The organism is Enterobacter sp. WCHEn045836 (genome assembly GCF_003965585.1).
Taxonomy (GTDB): domain Bacteria; phylum Pseudomonadota; class Gammaproteobacteria; order Enterobacterales; family Enterobacteriaceae; genus Enterobacter; species Enterobacter dissolvens.
On record NZ_RXPT01000002.1, the window covers coordinates 146,882 to 164,377 of the forward strand.

The window sequence follows — 17,496 nt, forward strand, 5'->3', positions numbered from 1 at the left end:
GAGAGGGCAGGGTGAGGGGCTATCACGTCACCGGTGCCGGGTTAAACACCGCCAGCTGATTGTGCAGCCCCCATTGATCCGAGAAGGTTTTCTTCCGACCACTCGCCACATCAAGAATAAAGTGGAACAGCTTCCAGCCTACCTCTTCTATACTCTCTTCCCCTGTGGCAATGGTGCCTGCATTAATGTCCATTAGGTCATACCAGCGGTTAGCCAGCTCAGTGCGGGTCGCCATTTTTATCACAGGCACCGCCATCAGGCCGTACGGCGTACCGCGTCCGGTGGTAAAGACCTGCACCGTAATGCCGGAAGCCACCTGCTGGGTGCCGCAAACGAAGTCGCTGGCCGGCGTTGCCGCGTAGATCAGGCCGCGTTTTGTCGGGCGCTGGCCCGGCGAGAGCACTTCCACAATGGCGCTCTGGCCGGATTTGGCGATTGAGCCAAGCGCTTTTTCCACCACGTTCGCCAGACCCCCTTTTTTGTTGCCCGGAGACGGGTTGGCGCTGCGGTCGGTTTTACCCATATCAAGATAGTTATCGTACCAGGCCATCTCTTCGAGCAGGCGTTTGCCTACCTCCTCGTTGATGGCGCGCGGCGTGAGCAGATGGATGGCGTCACGCACTTCGGTCACTTCGGAGAACATCACCGTGGCCCCGCAGCGAACAAACAGGTCGGAGGCATAACCCACCGCCGGGTTGGCGGTCACGCCGGAAAACGCATCGCTGCCGCCGCATTGTGTACCAATCACCAGCTCGGAAGCCGGGCAGGTCTCACGTTGACGGGTATTGAGTTTAGCCAGATGACGCTCTGCCACCTGCAGGATATCGTCAACCATCGAACGGAAACCAACGTGGCGCTCGTCCTGCAGACGCACAATGCTGGCCTCGTCGGCCGGAATGGCTTTGACATCCTCGGTGCCCTGCAGCAGGCGCTCAGGCTGTAGTTTTTCACAACCCAGGCCTATCACCATCACTTCGCCACCAAAGTTCGGGTTCAGGGCGATATTGTGGATAGTTCGGATTGGCACCACGGCCGCAGGGGCATTGATCGCCACGCCGCAGCCATAAAGGTGATTCAGCCCCACCACGCCATCAACGTTCGGGTACTTTGGCAGCAGATCGCGCTCGATGAGTTTCACCACGTAATCCACCACGCCTGCCACACAGTGAACGCTGGTGGTAATGCCGAGCAGGTTTTTGGTTCCCACGCTCCCGTCTGCGTTGCGGTAGCCATCAAAGGTGTACCCTTCCAGCGGTGGCAGCGGCTCCGGGACGCGGTTCGCCAGCGGCAGGGTGTTCAACGGTGGGGCTTCTGGCAGCTCAACCAGAGACTCATCAATCCAGCTGCCTTGCGGAATGGCACGGACGGCATAGCCAATGACTTCACCATAACGCACGATTTCACCCTGGGCCGGGATATCCTCCAGCGCCACTTTATGCCCCTGCGGAATATGTTCAATCAGCTCCAGACCATCCGGGAAGCGGGTTCCGGCTTTTAAGCCATTGTCGTTCACAATAATTGCCACATTATCCGTGTCGTGAACTTTTATATAGAACGCCGTCGGCAACGCTTGTCGAATTTCAATGTCGGCCATTGTTCAATATTCTCCAGCAAAGAATCTGATAATTAATACAGCCAATTTTCTTATGGCAAAAATAAAAACGCAGCTTGCGAAAATAGAGCATGTCAGGAGACAGAGCGTGAGAATGTGATCGCGATCGCTCCCGAACCAGTAATGGCTGATTCTGTGCATCAGCGCCCAGTGGTTTGTGCATATGCTCAAAATATTATTGAAACAGAGCGTAACACTTGAGCATTAAAACAATGTGCTGCCGGAAAGTGGAGATTATACTGAATGACGATTTTATCACGCCGAAATAGAGAATAAATATAACGCTGGTAATAAATATACTGACCAGGGCTGCGGAATTAAAAAGGTAAATACGATGAATAACGCTATCTTCCCAAATAAATTTAAAGCGGCGCTTGCGGCGCACCAGATTCAGATTGGATGCTGGTCCGCACTGGCAAACCCAATCAGCACCGAAGTGCTGGGTCTGGCGGGGTTCGACTGGCTGGTGCTGGATGGCGAGCATGCGCCGAACGATATCAGCACCTTTATTCCGCAGCTGATGGCGCTCAAAGGCAGCCAGAGCGCGCCGGTGGTCCGCGTCCCCACGAACGAGCCGGTGATCATCAAGCGCCTGCTGGATATCGGCTTCTACAACTTCCTGATCCCGTTTGTTGAAACGCAGGAGGAAGCGGCACAGGCCGTGGCGTCAACACGCTATCCACCGGAAGGGATCCGCGGCGTCTCCGTTTCGCATCGCGCCAACATGTTTGGCACCGTACCGGACTACTTTGCGCAGTCCAACAGCAACATCACCATTCTGGTACAGATTGAGAGTCAGCAGGGTGTCGACAACGTGGATGCCATCGCCGCCACCGAGGGTGTGGACGGCATTTTCGTCGGCCCAAGCGATCTGGCGGCCGCATTTGGGCACCTGGGCAATGCGGGTCACCCGGATGTGCAGCGCGCCATTCAGCACATCTTTGCCCGCGCCAAAGCGCACGGCAAACCGTGTGGCATTCTGGCGCCGGTTGAAGCAGACGCACGCCGCTATCTGGAGTGGGGCGCGACCTTCGTTGCCGTCGGCAGCGACCTCGGCGTATTCCGTTCTGCGACGCAGAAATTAGCGGACGCTTTTAAAAAATAACCATCTTTGAGGAAAACAGATTATGACGCTGAAAGTGGGTTTTATTGGCCTGGGCATTATGGGTAAACCAATGAGTAAAAACCTCATTAAAGCAGGATACTCACTGGTGGTTTCAGACCATAATTCGCAGGCTGTAGCCGAAGTGATGGCGGCTGGCGCAGAAACGGCCACCACAGCCAAAGCCATTGCTGAGCAGTGCGATGTCATTATCACCATGCTGCCAAACTCTCCACATGTAAAAGAGGTCGCGCTGGGTGAGAACGGTATTATCGACGGTGCGAAGCCGGGCCTGGTGTTGATCGACATGAGCTCTATCGCACCGCTGGCCAGCCGGGAAATCAGCGAGGCGTTGAAAGCGAAAGGCGTCGAGATGCTCGATGCCCCGGTGAGCGGCGGTGAACCGAAAGCCATTGACGGCACGTTATCGGTCATGGTCGGCGGTGACAAGGCGATTTTCGATAAATACTACGACCTGATGAAAGCGATGGCCGGTTCCGTGGTGCACACCGGGGAGATTGGCGCGGGTAACGTGACCAAGCTGGCAAACCAGGTGATTGTGGCGCTGAATATTGCCGCCATGTCGGAGGCGCTCACTCTGGCAACCAAAGCGGGCGTCAACCCGGATCTGGTTTACCAGGCAATCCGCGGTGGGCTGGCGGGCAGCACGGTGCTGGATGCTAAAGCGCCGATGGTGATGGATCGTAACTTCAAACCCGGTTTCCGTATCGACCTGCACATTAAAGATCTGGCTAACGCGCTGGACACTTCTCACGGCGTAGGGGCCCAACTGCCGCTGACCGCCGCCGTCATGGAGATGATGCAGGCGCTGCGCGCCGACGGTCTGGGCACCGCCGACCACAGTGCCATTGCGTGCTACTACGAAAAACTGGCGAAGGTGGAAGTCTCCCGCTAATTTCGTCTTCCCCACTCCTGAGGGTGACAGCGGCGTGCAAACCCACTATACTGCGCGCCGAAGCTGACCAGACAGTCGCCGCTTCGTCGTCGTCCACCCTCGGGTGGAGACGGGCGAAGGGGAGGAAAGTCCGGGCTCCACAGGGCAGGGTGCCAGGTAACGCCTGGGGGGGAAACCCACGACCAGTGCAACAGAGAGCAAACCGCCGATGGCCCACGCAAGTGGGATCAGGTAAGGGTGAAAGGGTGCGGTAAGAGCGCACCGCGCGGCTGGTAACAGTCCGTGGCACGGTAAACTCCACCCGGAGCAAGGCCAAATAGGGGTTCACATGGTACGGCCCGTACTGAACCCGGGTAGGCTGCTTGAGCCAGTGAGCGATTGCTGGCCTAGATGAATGACTGTCCACGACAGAACCCGGCTTATCGGTCAGCTTCAACTTCTTAGAGAACCCCGCTTCGGCGGGGTTTTTGCTTAATGAGGTATGTACGCAGCGCCACCCGGCCCCCCCCCAAACGACACCAATTCTCATATTTGCGACATTAAGCACATTTCACTGTTTTCTTCATTCATTGCCGCTCTGCTGTCTAATCCTGATCGTTATCACAAAATTTACCGCTAAAAAATCCTGAATTCTGAGTATGATTAATTTGTTATGAATGTTAACTGGATGATCCCGAATGTTTTCTTATTTGATATGCATATTTTGAAATTAAAAACATTCACCCAAAGAATGTGTGACGTATTCCACTCTTTCCCGAACCTCTGCCAAATTACGCCTGTAAATTTCGAAAAACTGAAAGAATGTTTCACATGAACAATGGTTATTTATTGTTCTTTAATTGCCTGAAAGATAGTCTTTATTGATTTTTTAAACGCAGAAAAATTTATCCGGGTTATCGCCATAAAATAAATTTATTACCGCCATTTTTGTTGATCAATATCAGCGTAATAGCGTATTTGGTTTGTCGTATTTTATTGATTTTAAGGGTTTTTAGTGGGGTCCGGTAGTTCCTGGTAATGGTGCGAAAAGGTAAATTGTGAGTAACAGCACATACCCCCTGAAACAATATTGAGTAGAATTCACCCCGTCATAGGGAAATAAGCGCAGAATATTATGAACACTATTATTCTACCGAAAACACAGCACCTCGTGGTATTTCAGGAAGTCATTAAAAGTGGCTCCATAGGTTCTGCAGCAAGACAACTGGGTCTGACGCAACCCGCCGTCAGCAAAATTATCAGTGACATCGAATCTTACTTCGGTGTGGAAGTGATGGTGCGTAAAAACACGGGCGTAAAACTAACGGCGGCGGGCCAGGTTCTGCTCTCGTACTCAGAGACGATCACCCGTGAGATGAAAAACATGGTGAGCGAGATTAACAGCCTCAGTTTCAGCACCGTCATGGACGTCTCGTTTGGTTATCCGTCGCTGATTGGCTTCACGTTCCTCTCTGAAATGATCAAAAAATTCAAGGAAGTGTTCCCGAAAGCGCGGGTCTCCATGTATGAAGCGCAGCTCTCTTCTTTCCTTCCGGCCATTCGTGACGGGCGTCTGGACTTTGCCATCGGCACGCTGAGTGATGAAATGCTGCTGCAGGATCTGCATGTCGAGCCGCTGTTCGAGTCTGAATTTGTGCTGGTGGCCAGCAAATCACGAACGTGCACCGCCCCGACGACACTGGCATCGCTCACCCATGAGCAGTGGGTGATGCCGCAAACCGACATGGGCTACTACAAAGAACTTCTGACCACTCTGCAAGACAACCACATCAGTATTGAAAACATCGTCCAGACCGATTCCGTCGTCACCATTTATAACCTTGTCCTGAATGCCGATTACCTGACGGTGATCCCTCGCGACATGATTGCGCCGTTCGGTTCAGACCAGTTTATTGTACTGCCAGTAGAAGATGAATTACCGGTGGCACGCTATGCCGCCGTGTGGTCAAAAAATTACAGAATTAAAAAATCAGCGTCAGTGTTAGTTGAGCTGGCAAAACAATATGCGTCACTGACCAGTGAACGACGACGATGAATAATTAATTTCCAAATAAGTACTGCCTATTTTTTGAAAAACACCCCAGAGCTTATTTTAGCTGTGCTCTGATACCCTGACTTTGCCCGAAAAGAATGAATTATTATAACGAGGATATTATGCATATTACCTACGATCTCCCGGTAACCATTGAAGATATTCAGGACGCCAGAAAACGACTGGCAGGAAAGATATATAAAACCGGCATGCCGCGCTCTAATTATCTCAGCGAACGCTGTAAGGGTGAAATCTTTCTGAAGTTTGAAAATATGCAGCGTACCGGCTCCTTCAAAATTCGCGGCGCGTTCAATAAATTAAGCTCGCTGACCGATGCTGAAAGACGTAAAGGGGTTGTGGCCTGCTCTGCGGGAAACCATGCGCAGGGCGTCTCCCTTTCCTGTGCCATGCTCGGCATCGACGGCAAAGTGGTGATGCCGATGGGCGCGCCAAAATCCAAAGTTGCCGCCACGCGTGACTACTCGGCGGAAGTGGTGCTGCACGGCGAGAACTTCAACGACACGATCGCCAAAGTGAGCGAAATCGTTGAGATGGAAGGGCGTATTTTTATCCCGCCTTACGATGACCCGAAAGTGATCGCCGGTCAGGGCACGATCGGCCTCGAAATTCTCGAAGATTTATACGACGTGGATAACGTCATTGTGCCGATCGGCGGTGGCGGGTTAATTGCCGGCATCGCAACGGCCATAAAATCGATTAACCCGACCATTAATATTATTGGCGTGCAGTCGGAAAACGTTCACGGCATGGCGGCATCGTATCAGGCCGGAGAAATAACAAGCCATCGCGTGACCGGCACATTAGCCGACGGTTGCGATGTTTCTCGTCCGGGAAATTTAACCTTCGAAATTGTTCACGAATTAGTCGATGACATTGTGCTGGTTAGTGAAGATGACATTCGCAACAGCATGATTGCGTTAATACAGCGCAATAAAGTGGTGACTGAAGGGGCGGGTGCGCTGGCCTGTGCGGCGTTATTAAGCGGCAAGCTCGACCATTATATTCAGGGACGCAAAACCGTCTGCATTATTTCCGGCGGCAATATCGATCTCTCCCGTGTTTCCCAAATTACCGGCTTCGTTGACGCATAAGGATGACCTATGAGCAACACTGAAAGCATTATCGTTGGCCAGACAAAAACGTCCTCCTGGCGTAAGTCAGACACCACCTGGACGCTGGGATTGTTTGGTACCGCCATTGGCGCAGGCGTGCTGTTCTTCCCTATTCGTGCAGGTTTTGGCGGCTTGATCCCTATCCTGCTGATGCTGCTTCTCGCGTTCCCGATTGCGTTCTACTGCCACCGCGCGCTGGCGCGTCTGTGCCTGTCCGGTAGCAACGTTTCCGGCAATATCACCGAAACGGTGGAGGAGCATTTTGGTAAAACAGGCGGAGTGGTCATCACCTTCCTCTACTTCTTCGCCATTTGCCCGCTGCTGTGGATTTACGGCGTCACCATTACCAACACCTTTATGACCTTCTGGGAAAACCAGCTCCAGCTGCCGGCGCTGAACCGCGGGGTGGTGGCGCTGTTCCTGCTGCTGCTGATGGCCTTTGTGATCTGGTTTGGCAAAGATCTGATGGTGAAGGTCATGAGCTTTCTGGTGTTCCCGTTTATCGCCAGTCTGGTGCTGATTTCCCTGTCGCTGATCCCTTACTGGAACTCGGCGGTGATCGACCAGGTCAACCTGAGCGATATCGCCTTCACCGGCCATGACGGCATTCTGGTGACGGTGTGGCTGGGGATCTCCATCATGGTCTTCTCCTTTAACTTCTCGCCGATTGTCTCCTCGTTTGTGGTCTCCAAGCGCGAAGAGTACGAACCGGAGTTCGGTAAAGACTTCACCGAGCAGAAATGTTCCAGAATCATCGGCCGCGCCAGCCTGCTGATGGTGGCCGTGGTGATGTTCTTCGCCTTTAGCTGCCTGTTTACGCTCTCTCCGCAGAACATGGCTGATGCCAAAGCGCAGAACATTCCGGTGCTCTCTTATCTGGCGAACCATTTTGCGTCGATGTCAGGCACCAAATCGACGTTTGCGACGGTGCTGGAATACGGCGCCTCCATCATCGCGCTGGTCGCAATCTTCAAATCTTTCTTCGGCCACTACCTGGGCACGCTGGAAGGGCTTAACGGCCTGATCCTGAAGTTCGGTTACAAGGGCGATAAGAAGAAGGTCTCGGTGGGCAAACTGAACACCATCAGCATGGTCTTCATCATGGGGTCCACCTGGGTCGTCGCGTATGCCAACCCGAACATTCTTGACCTTATCGAAGCCATGGGTGCGCCGATCATCGCCTCTCTGCTGTGCCTGCTGCCGATGTATGCCATCCGCAAAGCGCCGGCCATGGCGAAATACAAAGGCAGACCGGAGAACATCTTCGTCACGATTGTGGGTCTGCTGACCATTCTGAATATCGTTTACAAACTGTTCTAACCAAAGCTCAGGAAGAGCGGAGTCACATGATGAATGAGTTTCCGGTTGTACTGGTTATTAACTGCGGTTCGTCCTCTGTTAAGTTTTCGGTACTCGATGCCAGCAGCTGCGATGCCCTGATGACGGGCATTGCCGACGGTATCAATACTGAAAACGCCTTTATTTCCGTGAACGGGGGTGAGCCAGCCACACTGGCTCACCACGACTACGAAGGGGCCCTGGCTGCCATCGCCCTGGAGCTGGAGAAGCGTAACCTGATGAGCAGTGTGGCCTTAATTGGCCACCGCATTGCTCACGGTGGCGAACGTTTCAGCGAGTCGACCCTTATCACGGAGCAGGTTATCAACGAGATCCGCCAGGTTTCCTCTCTGGCGCCATTGCATAACTACGCCAACTTAAGCGGCGTGGAAGCCGCAGAGCGCCTGTTCCCGGGCGTACAGCAGGTCGCGGTGTTCGATACCAGCTTCCACCAGACGCTGCCGCCGCAGGCGTATCTGTACGGATTGCCGTACCGCTATTTTGAAGAGCTGGGCGTGCGGCGCTACGGTTTTCACGGCACTTCCCACCGCTACGTTGCCGGGCAGGCGCAGGCGCTTCTCGGGCTTTCACCGGACGACAGCGGGTTAGTGATTGCCCACCTTGGGAATGGCGCGTCGATTTGCGCGGTTCGTAATGGCAAAAGCGTCGATACCTCGATGGGAATGACGCCGCTGGAAGGGCTGATGATGGGCACGCGCTGTGGCGACGTGGATTTTGGCGCGATGGCGTGGATTGCCCAGCAAACCGGCCAGTCGTTTGAGGATCTGGAGCGCGTGGTCAATAAAGAGTCCGGATTGCTGGGGATCTCCGGCCTCTCCTCCGATTTACGCACGCTGGAGAAAGCCTGGCACGAAGGCAACGAGCGGGCACAGCTGGCTATCCATACCTTCGTTCACCGCATTGCGCGGCACATTGCGGGTCATGCTGCGTCCCTGCACCGCCTGGATGGGGTGGTCTTTACCGGCGGCATTGGCGAAAACTCGAAGCTTGTCCGTGCGCTGGTGGCGGAACACCTGAAAGTCTTTGGCATCATCCTCGACGATGCCAAAAATGCCCTGCCGGGCAGCGCGGGTGAGCGCGTCATTAGCACTGAGTCGTCCCGCGTGGCCTGCGCGGTTGTCCCTACCAATGAAGAAAAAATGATCGCGCTGGACGCCCTCCGTCTTGGGAAGGTTACCCCGGCTGCGGCTTACGCCTGACAGAGCGAGAATCTCATGAAAGTAACGATTGATACGCGCGTTGCGCCCTACAGCGACGCATGGGCCGGGTTTCGCGGTGAAGAATGGAAAGACGCCGTTAACGTGCGCGATTTTATTCAGCATAACTACACCCCTTATGAAGGCGACGAAACTTTCCTCGCGCAGGCGACGCCAGCAACGACGGCGCTGTGGCAAAAGGTGATGGTCGGCATTCGTCAGGAGAATGCCACCCACGCCCCGGTAGATTTCGATACCAACATCGCCACCACCATTACCGCGCATGGGCCGGGCTATATTGACCGGGAGCTGGAGACCATCGTCGGCCTGCAAACCGATAAGCCGCTCAAGCGCGCCCTGCATCCGTATGGTGGGATCAACATGATCCGCAGCTCGTTCGACGCCTACGGCCGCGAGATGGATCCGCAGTTCGAATACCTGTTTACCGACCTGCGCAAAACCCATAACCAGGGCGTGTTTGACGTCTACTCGCCGGAGATGATGCGCTGCCGTAAATCCGGCGTACTGACCGGTTTGCCGGACGGCTACGGGCGCGGGCGCATCATCGGCGACTATCGCCGCGTGGCGCTGTACGGGATCGCTTATCTGGTGCGCGAGCGTGAACTGCAGTTTGCGGATCTGCAGGGGAAACTGGAGCGCGGCGAGGATCTGGAGGCGACGATCCGCCTGCGCGAAGAGCTCGCGGAGCATAAGCGCGCGCTGCTGCAGATCCAGCAGATGGCGGCGAACTATGGCTTTGATATCTCGCGTCCGGCGATGAACGCGCAGGAAGCGGTGCAGTGGCTGTACTTTGCCTACCTGGCGGCGGTGAAATCCCAGAACGGTGGGGCAATGTCGCTGGGACGCACGGCCTCGTTCCTCGATATCTACATTGAACGCGACATGCAGGCAGGAAGGCTGAATGAAGTCCAGGCGCAGGAGCTGATCGACCACTTCATCATGAAGATCCGCATGGTGCGCTTCCTGCGCACGCCGGAGTTCGACACGCTCTTCTCCGGCGATCCGATCTGGGCGACGGAGGTGATTGGCGGGATGGGGCTGGACGGCCGCACGCTGGTGACCAAAAACAGCTTCCGCTATCTGCACACGCTGCACACCATGGGGCCTGCGCCAGAGCCAAACCTGACGATCCTGTGGTCTGAACAACTGCCGATCGCATTCAAGAAATACGCCGCGCAGGTCTCGATTGTCACCTCGTCGCTACAGTATGAGAACGACGACCTGATGCGTGCCGACTTCAACAGCGACGACTACGCCATTGCCTGTTGCGTCAGCCCGATGGTGATCGGCAAGCAGATGCAGTTCTTTGGTGCCCGTGCCAACCTCGCCAAAACGCTGCTGTATGCAATTAACGGTGGGGTGGACGAGAAGCTGAAGATCCAGGTCGGCCCGAAAACTGCGCCGCTGCTGGATGAGGTGCTGAATTACGACACCGTGATGGCGAGCCTGGATCACTTTATGGACTGGCTGGCGGTACAGTACATCAGCGCCCTGAACCTCATTCACTACATGCATGATAAGTACAGCTACGAAGCCTCGCTGATGGCGCTGCACGATCGGGACGTCTACCGCACCATGGCCTGCGGTATCGCCGGACTGTCGGTGGCGGCGGATTCCCTTTCCGCCATTAAATACGCCACGGTGAAACCGGTGCGCGACCATACCGGTCTGGCGGTCGATTTCGTGATTGAAGGGGATTATCCGCAGTACGGTAACAACGACGATCGCGTGGACAGCATCGCCTGCGACCTGGTGGAGCGCTTTATGAAAAAAATTCAGGCGCTGCCAACCTATCGTAACGCGGTGCCTACCCAGTCGATCCTGACCATCACCTCGAACGTAGTGTACGGCCAGAAGACCGGCAACACGCCAGACGGACGCCGGGGCGGCACGCCGTTTGCGCCGGGTGCCAACCCAATGCACGGACGTGACAGAAAAGGGGCGGTGGCATCGTTAACCTCGGTCGCCAAGTTGCCGTTCACCTACGCCAAGGACGGGATCTCTTACACCTTCTCCATCGTGCCGCAGGCGCTGGGCAAGGACGAGCTGGTGCGCAAAACCAACCTGGTGGGGCTTCTGGACGGGTATTTCCACCACGAAACAGCCATCGAGGGCGGGCAGCATCTGAACGTCAACGTCATGAACCGGGAAATGCTGCTGGATGCCATTGAGCACCCGGAAAATTACCCGAACCTGACGATCCGCGTTTCGGGGTATGCGGTGCGCTTTAATGCCCTGACGCGCGAGCAGCAGCAGGATGTGATTTCGCGAACATTTACGCAATCAATCTGACGACATTCAGGTCTCATGCCCCCTCAACGCAGGGGGCATTTTTTTGCCCGCTAAACATACAAAATTGTTTATATAATTACTCACACATATTCATCCGCTCTTGAAAAACAATGTTCCTGCTTTTCCCCATAACAAAATGTAAGGACAGTAAGATGATGAAAATGGCCCGTATTGCTTTGGTTGCAGCGTCGTTGGCGGTGTGCAGCTTTACCGCGCAGGCCGCGAACGTTGAGGCAGCCCCTTCTCCATCGCAGGATCCGCTGGTACAGCACCTGAAGCTCAGCAATGAGCAGGTTAAAAAGATTGACGATCTGCATCAGCAGCTGGAACAAAATGTCAGCAAGATCCCAATGACGGGCGTGAAGGACGGTGCGCTGATCGACATGTTCCAGGCGGGTAAATGGGACGAAAGCACGGTGAAAAGCCAGCTTACCGCCTTCAGCAAAATTGAAGAGCAGACCCGTTATTACCGCGTGAAATATTACTTCGACGTTAGCCAGGTATTGACACCGGAACAGCGTAAGCAGATCAGAACGGATATGGCTAACGCGCTGGCAGAGTGATCTTTACATTCAAAAGCGATTAACATTTAACTGTAGAATTAAGCAATTACAGCGATGCCCTGGTCCGGCTGTAAATCGCTGAGGCATTTCCTTCTGGCCGGGAGCCCGGGTCGTCAGGGCGGTGGCGACTGAGTCGCCCTGACACGTTCACAGGTTTCGTCGTTACAGAGTAGCAATCAACGTAAAGTGAACGGAATGACCACCAGAGCCGTATGTTCCCCCTCACCCCAGCCCTCTCCCTCAAGGGAGAGGGGGCCGTTTGTGCACGCATTATTTTGTGGGGATCCCTCAGCCCTGTAGGTGAGGGCATTCTTTAAACCGGCAAATCAATCAGCAGCGCACGCAGCGGCGTATCGGCCACCAGCGTAATATTCGCTTCATCACGAATAAACGCCCCGTCGCCGCAGGTGAGCGCCTCTTTCTCTTCCGTGTGCGTTACCGCATGCACCGTACCGTGAATCGATTGCAGATAGGCGCGCGGGCCATGAAGCTGGAAGCTCGCCTGTTCACCTTTCTTCAGTTCGATATGGTGCAGCCACACCTGCTGACGCAGTTGCAGGCTGCCTTTGCTCCCGTCCGGAGAAGCGATCAGCTGTTGCTTTTCGCTCTGCAGATCGATTTTTTGCACCAGCGGATTTTCCCGCTCAGGGCAGGCATCCAGCCACAGCTGCATGCGGGTCAGCGTTTTGTCTTTGCTGAGGTTATGCTCGCTGTAGCTGATGCCCGGCTGCGTGGAAATTAATAACGCTTCGCCAGCCTTTGCCTGGACATGATTGCCCTCGCTATCGCGGTATTCTGCCTCGCCTTCCAGGATCAGGTTCAGGATATCGACTTTCGGATACGTACGCGGCTGGAAGGAGGCGCCCGGGGCGAGTACTTCCTGATTTAACACGCGCAATGAAGCGTAACCGAGGAGTTTAGGGTCAAAGTAGTGTCCAAAGGAAAAGGTGTAGCGGGCCTGCAGCCAACCGAAATCGGCTTGTCCGCACTGTTTAGCTGTTCTTGTCGTAATCATAAACTTGACCTCTCTTTACACTAAAACAATGGTAAAGGTATGGACGCTTCATTGTTAGCCAGATATTCTGCCGGGTATGTTCAAATTTCCTGAATGAGAACGAGATGGCTAAAGAGAGAGCATTGACGCTTGAGGCGCTTCGCGTCATGGACGCGATTGACAGGCGCGGCAGCTTTGCCGCCGCGGCAGATGAACTGGGGCGCGTTCCGTCTGCGCTCAGCTATACCATGCAGAAGCTGGAGGAAGAGCTGGACGTGGTACTCTTTGACCGCTCCGGTCATCGAACAAAATTCACTAACGTTGGGCGGATGCTGCTGGAGCGCGGTCGCGTACTGCTGGAAGCGGCGGATAAACTCACGACGGACGCCGAAGCGCTGGCGCGCGGCTGGGAAACCCATCTGACGCTGGTCACTGAGGCTCTGGTGCCTACCGAGGCGCTGTTCCCGCTGGTGGACAGGCTGGCAGACAAAGCGAACACGCAGCTCTCAATCATCACTGAGGTGCTGGCAGGCGCGTGGGAGCGTCTGGAGACGGGCAGGGCGGATATCGTCATTGCGCCGGATATGCACTTCCGGTCATCGTCTGAAATCAACTCCCGCAAACTCTACAGCGTGATGAACGTCTACGTCGCCGCACCCAATCACCCGATTCACCAGGAGGCGGAGCCGCTTTCTGAAGTGACGCGTGTGAAGTATCGCGGCGTGGCGGTCGCGGATACCGCGCGTGAGCGTCCGGTGTTAACGGTACAGTTGCTGGATAAACAGCCGCGTCTGACGGTGACCTCTCTGGAAGATAAGCGCCAGGCATTGCTGGCCGGACTGGGCGTGGCGACCATGCCGTATCCGTTTGTTGAAAAAGATATTGCTGAAGGGCGTCTGCGCGTTGTCAGCCCGGAATATACCAGCGAAGTGGATATCATTATGGCGTGGCGTCGCGACAGCATGGGCGAAGCCAAGTCGTGGTGTTTGCGCGAAATTCCAAAGCTCTTTGCGCATCACAACAAGTAAAAGTGTAAGCCCGATGTGCGTAAGCGCCATCGGGCATAAAGTTACGCGCCGATTTTAGGATCCGGACCAAAGCGGTTTTCGCCCGGTGTCCCGCTCTGACAGTTGAAGATTAAAATCACGATCCACCCCACTACCGGGATCAACAGCAGCAGTAACCACCAGGCGGAACGATCCGTGTCGTGAAGCCGGCGGAACTGGACGGCCCACGACGGCAGCAGAATAAAAATGGCATAAATCGATGTAAGGACGCCTTCCCCGCTCGCCCACTCCCAGCCCAGAATTTTATCCACGATGCTCAGCACCAGAGCGAGGATGAAGTTCACCAGAATGAACATCCAGTACTCTTTGCGGCGCGCGCGGCCACCAAATCCAATGTAGTTGCGCAGTACGTTTAAATACCAATCCATTTCCTTGCCTCTTTTATCAGTCAATCACTTGTTTTCTAAGCGATCGAGGTAAGGATAGATGCAGATTGTGAATTAAAAAAGGGCATCTCACGATGCCCTCGATATTTATCCAAAACGAACGTCGCGCCCGTGGGGTTCATTTAGATCCTGCCACGGCCCGATAGAGATAATACCCGTCGGGTTAATGGTTTTGTGGCTGCGGAAATAGTGGGTACGAATATGGTCAAAATCGACCGTTTCGGCAATTCCCGGCATCTGGTAGATGTCGCGCAGGAAACCATACAGGTTCAGATAATCGCTGATGCGATGTTTGTCGCACTTGAAGTGAGTAACATACACCGGATCAAAGCGAACCAGCGTCGTCCACAGGCGGATATCCGCTTCCGTCAGACGATCGCCCGTCAGGTAGCGGTGCTGGCCGAGGATCTGCTCCAGACGCTCAAGAGATTCAAAGACTTTCCCGACCGCTTCGTCGTAGGCTTCCTGGCTGGTGGCAAAACCGGCCTTGTAAACGCCATTGTTAACGTTGTCGTAAATCCAGCTGTTCAGCTCATCGATTTTGTCTCGCAGCTCAACCGGATAGTAATCACCCGCGCGCGCGCCATGGGCATCGAAGGCGGTGTTGAACATGCGGATGATCTCCGCAGACTCATTGCTGACAATCGTCTGGTTTTTCTTGTCCCACAGAACCGGTACGGTGACGCGCCCGGTGTAGTGCGGGTCGGCACGCAGATAAAGCTGGTAGAGGAAGTCATGATGGTAAAGGTCATCACCCGTCGCAGCAGGGAAATCACTGTCGAAAGTCCAGCCGTTTTCCAGCATTAGCGGGTTCACAACCGACACCGGAATTAAGGATTCGAGGCCTTTCAGCTTGCGCACAATCAGCGTGCGGTGTGCCCACGGGCAGGCGAGGGAAACATAAAGGTGATACCGATCTTTCTCGGGGGCAAAGCCACCCTCGCCACTGGGGCCGGGTGCGCCATCGGCGGTGAGCCAGTTACGGAAGGCCGAAACAGAGCGCTTGAAGCGTCCACCGGTGGATTTGGTGTCATACCAGACATCCTGCCAGACGCCGTCTACGAGTTGTCCCATTTTTTTCTCCTCCGTCAGATAGCAAAAGCGAGGAGAGGTCTCCTCGCTTTGTGTTCATTCAGTATAGCGTGCTTACCATTTCTTATTCAGAACGCGGTCGATGCTGTATGCGCCCGGGCCGGTGATAGCCAGCAGCAGGAAGCCACCCGCGATGGTCAGGTTTTTCATGAACATCAGGGAGTTCACACCTTCAGCAAAGTTGCTGTGGAAGATGAACGCCGTCAGCAGGGTGAAGCCCGCGGTAAACAGTGCCGTGGTGCGGGTCAGGAAGCCGAACAGTACTGCCAGGCCGCCGCCGAACTCAAGCAGAATGGTCAGTGGCAGCAGGAATCCCGGAACGCCCATGGCTTCCATGTATTGCTGGGTACCCGCATAACCGGTGATTTTGCCCCAACCTGCAACGATGAACAGAATTGGCATCAGAATACGTGCTACCAGTACACCAACATCTTCTAATTTTTTCATTTTACTCTCCAGGAAACCACATTAGTGGCTGATCTTTATTTGTCTGCAAATTCGGTTAGATACCGCGTCTTTGCTGTCGATGGAGAGCATCATAAAGGTGACGGTGGGCGATTGTTAGCAAGGAAAACTGTCAATCTTTATCAAAGATATTGAGTAAGGGCAGGTGAGCTAGTGCTTTCACCCCAGCCTTCTCCCACAGGGAGAGGGCGCAAAAACAAAAAACGGTAACCTGAGTTACCGTTTTACTTTTACCTCGACGCCGCCACCCGGCGAGAAGGCTAGCGAAGCTGCTGCTGGCGAATCGTTGCTTTCACCAGGCGCCAGGCACTCCAGGCACCAAAGCCGCGTCGGGCCCAACGGATCAGCATATTCGGATGACGGATCGTCCAGATAGCCATCACACTGCTGCCGACCAGAGCCCAGGAACGGAGGCTCAGGAAGGTGTTCCAGCCACGGTCAAAACGACGCGTCGCGTCAATCCAGTCGCGACGGCTGGCAGACAGATCCAGCCGTTGCTGCTGGATCTGACTTAACAGAAAGGCTTTTCGCTTTTCACGTTCGGCTTTATCGCTCACGGCTTGTCATCCTCCAGCAGAGCGCGATCGTTCGCCAGCTCCTGGCGCGTATGGCGCAGGAAAGTGGACTTACGCGCTTTGCGCATCGTCCAGATACCGCCAATCAGTGCCGCAACCAGCAAAACGACGGTGGTGGCAATCATCGCGTTAAGTCGATATTGCGGGTCGATAGCCCAGATGATTAATACCATCAGGCTCATCAGACCAAACGCGGCGAAGAGCATGGTCAGCCCGAGCATCAGCAGCATCTGGAAGAGGTTGGCTTTCTCCTCTTCCAGTTCTACCACTGCCAGCCGGACGCGCGTTTCGGCAATCCCGACCAGCGTCGTTAAAATACGCTGGCCGATGCCGAGGACGTTGTTAGCAGGCCCTTGTGCGTGACGAGGATCTTCCATATCAACGACGCGTCAGCAGAACACCCAGTACCACACCGACTGCGGCACCAATACCGACACCCGTCCACGGATTATCGCGTACATATTCGTCGGCGCGAGCGGCGGCTTCACGGGTCTGTTTCGCCAGCGCATCACCGGTTTCACCCAGACGATGACGGCTCTCTTTCAGCGCTTGCTCCGCTTTACTGCGCAGTTTGCTGACCTCTTCTTTTGACTTATCTGCGGAGGAGTTCAGCACCTCTTCAAGGGTGTCAGCCAGGGATTTCAGTTCAGCGCGCAGATGTTCAGACGTCGTATCTTTTGACATGATTTTC

At 54.7% G+C, this 17,496-nt stretch carries 17 protein-coding genes and 1 other RNA gene; 10 read left to right on the plus strand and 8 right to left on the minus strand.

Annotated elements, in window-relative coordinates; translation table 11 throughout:
• Positions 1-22: 22 nt before the first annotated feature.
• Positions 23-1,594: a galactarate dehydratase gene (gene garD / locus EKN38_RS03115; RefSeq protein WP_014833404.1), complete on the minus strand. Its 1,572-nt coding sequence runs from the start codon at positions 1,592-1,594 to the stop codon at positions 23-25.
• A gap of 352 nt (positions 1,595-1,946) precedes the next feature.
• Between garD and garL the strand changes: the two genes are divergently transcribed.
• The 9 genes from garL to EKN38_RS03160 all read left to right on the plus strand — a co-directional run bounded on the left by garL (position 1,947) and on the right by EKN38_RS03160 (position 12,226).
• Complete coding sequence (garL, locus tag EKN38_RS03120) at positions 1,947-2,717, plus strand: 2-dehydro-3-deoxyglucarate aldolase (protein ID WP_013098883.1); 771 nt, start codon at positions 1,947-1,949, stop codon at positions 2,715-2,717.
• Positions 2,718-2,739: 22 nt separating this feature from the next.
• A complete protein-coding gene (garR, locus tag EKN38_RS03125) occupies positions 2,740-3,630 on the plus strand; it encodes a 2-hydroxy-3-oxopropionate reductase (RefSeq protein ID WP_013098882.1) in 891 nt (296 codons plus the stop codon).
• Positions 3,631-3,689: 59 nt separating this feature from the next.
• Positions 3,690-4,068, plus strand: an RNA gene (gene rnpB / locus EKN38_RS03130) — RNase P RNA component class A.
• A 676-nt stretch (positions 4,069-4,744) separates the two neighbouring features.
• The gene (gene tdcA / locus EKN38_RS03135) at positions 4,745-5,665 is read left to right on the plus strand and encodes a transcriptional regulator TdcA (protein ID WP_014833403.1); all 921 of its coding nucleotides are present in this window, start codon (positions 4,745-4,747) and stop codon (positions 5,663-5,665) included.
• 119 nt (positions 5,666-5,784) lie between these two features.
• Complete coding sequence (gene tdcB / locus EKN38_RS03140; protein ID WP_014833402.1) at positions 5,785-6,774, plus strand: bifunctional threonine ammonia-lyase/L-serine ammonia-lyase TdcB; 990 nt, start codon at positions 5,785-5,787, stop codon at positions 6,772-6,774.
• Between the two features lie 9 nt (positions 6,775-6,783).
• Entirely contained in the window at positions 6,784-8,115 is a 1,332-nt protein-coding gene (gene tdcC, locus EKN38_RS03145) for a threonine/serine transporter TdcC (RefSeq protein ID WP_014833401.1), read from the plus strand.
• Positions 8,116-8,144: 29 nt separating this feature from the next.
• Positions 8,145-9,353, plus strand: coding sequence for a propionate kinase (gene tdcD / locus EKN38_RS03150; RefSeq protein ID WP_014833400.1), 1,209 nt, complete (start codon positions 8,145-8,147; stop codon positions 9,351-9,353).
• A 15-nt stretch (positions 9,354-9,368) separates the two neighbouring features.
• On the plus strand, positions 9,369-11,663 hold the full coding sequence (gene pflB, locus EKN38_RS03155; RefSeq protein ID WP_014833399.1) for a formate C-acetyltransferase: 2,295 nt from the start codon (positions 9,369-9,371) through the stop codon (positions 11,661-11,663).
• Between the two features lie 152 nt (positions 11,664-11,815).
• Entirely contained in the window at positions 11,816-12,226 is a 411-nt protein-coding gene (locus tag EKN38_RS03160; protein WP_014833398.1) for a Spy/CpxP family protein refolding chaperone, read from the plus strand.
• A gap of 313 nt (positions 12,227-12,539) precedes the next feature.
• Here EKN38_RS03160 and EKN38_RS03165 read toward each other — a convergent pair whose 3' ends face one another.
• Positions 12,540-13,241 carry a pirin family protein gene (locus EKN38_RS03165; protein WP_013098873.1) on the minus strand — a complete coding sequence of 234 codons (702 nt, stop codon included), beginning with the start codon at positions 13,239-13,241 and terminating at the stop codon, positions 12,540-12,542.
• A gap of 104 nt (positions 13,242-13,345) precedes the next feature.
• On the opposite strand from EKN38_RS03165, the gene EKN38_RS03170 reads away from it, so the two are divergent.
• On the plus strand, positions 13,346-14,248 hold the full coding sequence (locus tag EKN38_RS03170; protein WP_014833397.1) for a LysR family transcriptional regulator: 903 nt from the start codon (positions 13,346-13,348) through the stop codon (positions 14,246-14,248).
• A gap of 41 nt (positions 14,249-14,289) precedes the next feature.
• On the opposite strand, the gene EKN38_RS03175 is transcribed toward EKN38_RS03170, so the two are convergent.
• The 6 genes from EKN38_RS03175 to EKN38_RS03200 form a co-directional block, all read right to left on the minus strand.
• Complete coding sequence (locus EKN38_RS03175) at positions 14,290-14,655, minus strand: DUF805 domain-containing protein (protein ID WP_014833396.1); 366 nt, start codon at positions 14,653-14,655, stop codon at positions 14,290-14,292.
• 105 nt (positions 14,656-14,760) lie between these two features.
• Positions 14,761-15,747, minus strand: coding sequence for a glutathione S-transferase family protein (locus tag EKN38_RS03180; protein WP_014833395.1), 987 nt, complete (start codon positions 15,745-15,747; stop codon positions 14,761-14,763).
• Positions 15,748-15,819: 72 nt separating this feature from the next.
• The gene (locus EKN38_RS03185; RefSeq protein WP_014833394.1) at positions 15,820-16,212 is read right to left on the minus strand and encodes a DoxX family protein; all 393 of its coding nucleotides are present in this window, start codon (positions 16,210-16,212) and stop codon (positions 15,820-15,822) included.
• A 278-nt stretch (positions 16,213-16,490) separates the two neighbouring features.
• Positions 16,491-16,787 (minus strand): YqjK-like family protein, encoded by a 297-nt coding sequence (locus EKN38_RS03190; RefSeq protein WP_013098868.1) that lies wholly within the window; start codon positions 16,785-16,787, stop codon positions 16,491-16,493.
• On the minus strand, positions 16,784-17,182 hold the full coding sequence (locus EKN38_RS03195) for a phage holin family protein (protein WP_013098867.1): 399 nt from the start codon (positions 17,180-17,182) through the stop codon (positions 16,784-16,786). Before EKN38_RS03195 ends, EKN38_RS03190 begins: the two co-directional genes overlap by 4 nt.
• A 1-nt stretch (position 17,183) precedes the next feature.
• Positions 17,184-17,489, minus strand: coding sequence for a YqjD family protein (locus EKN38_RS03200; protein WP_014833393.1), 306 nt, complete (start codon positions 17,487-17,489; stop codon positions 17,184-17,186).
• Positions 17,490-17,496 lie beyond the last annotated feature (7 nt).

What these genes read in the sequence shown, in the direction of transcription:
- tdcD (WP_014833400.1), top strand. Translation starts at nt 8,145, where the DNA reads ATGAATGAGTTTCCGGTTGTACTGGTTATTAACTGCGGTTCGTCCTCT.
- EKN38_RS03165 (WP_013098873.1), bottom strand. Translation starts at nt 13,241, where the DNA reads ATGATTACGACAAGAACAGCTAAACAGTGCGGACAAGCCGATTTCGGT.
- EKN38_RS03175 (WP_014833396.1), bottom strand. Translation starts at nt 14,655, where the DNA reads ATGGATTGGTATTTAAACGTACTGCGCAACTACATTGGATTTGGTGGC.
- EKN38_RS03200 (WP_014833393.1), bottom strand. Translation starts at nt 17,489, where the DNA reads ATGTCAAAAGATACGACGTCTGAACATCTGCGCGCTGAACTGAAATCC.
- pflB (WP_014833399.1), top strand. Translation starts at nt 9,369, where the DNA reads ATGAAAGTAACGATTGATACGCGCGTTGCGCCCTACAGCGACGCATGG.
- tdcB (WP_014833402.1), top strand. Translation starts at nt 5,785, where the DNA reads ATGCATATTACCTACGATCTCCCGGTAACCATTGAAGATATTCAGGAC.
- EKN38_RS03180 (WP_014833395.1), bottom strand. Translation starts at nt 15,747, where the DNA reads ATGGGACAACTCGTAGACGGCGTCTGGCAGGATGTCTGGTATGACACC.
- tdcA (WP_014833403.1), top strand. Translation starts at nt 4,745, where the DNA reads ATGAACACTATTATTCTACCGAAAACACAGCACCTCGTGGTATTTCAG.
- EKN38_RS03195 (WP_013098867.1), bottom strand. Translation starts at nt 17,182, where the DNA reads ATGGAAGATCCTCGTCACGCACAAGGGCCTGCTAACAACGTCCTCGGC.
- EKN38_RS03160 (WP_014833398.1), top strand. Translation starts at nt 11,816, where the DNA reads ATGATGAAAATGGCCCGTATTGCTTTGGTTGCAGCGTCGTTGGCGGTG.
- garR (WP_013098882.1), top strand. Translation starts at nt 2,740, where the DNA reads ATGACGCTGAAAGTGGGTTTTATTGGCCTGGGCATTATGGGTAAACCA.
- EKN38_RS03170 (WP_014833397.1), top strand. Translation starts at nt 13,346, where the DNA reads ATGGCTAAAGAGAGAGCATTGACGCTTGAGGCGCTTCGCGTCATGGAC.
- garD (WP_014833404.1), bottom strand. Translation starts at nt 1,594, where the DNA reads ATGGCCGACATTGAAATTCGACAAGCGTTGCCGACGGCGTTCTATATA.
- tdcC (WP_014833401.1), top strand. Translation starts at nt 6,784, where the DNA reads ATGAGCAACACTGAAAGCATTATCGTTGGCCAGACAAAAACGTCCTCC.
- EKN38_RS03185 (WP_014833394.1), bottom strand. Translation starts at nt 16,212, where the DNA reads ATGAAAAAATTAGAAGATGTTGGTGTACTGGTAGCACGTATTCTGATG.
- garL (WP_013098883.1), top strand. Translation starts at nt 1,947, where the DNA reads ATGAATAACGCTATCTTCCCAAATAAATTTAAAGCGGCGCTTGCGGCG.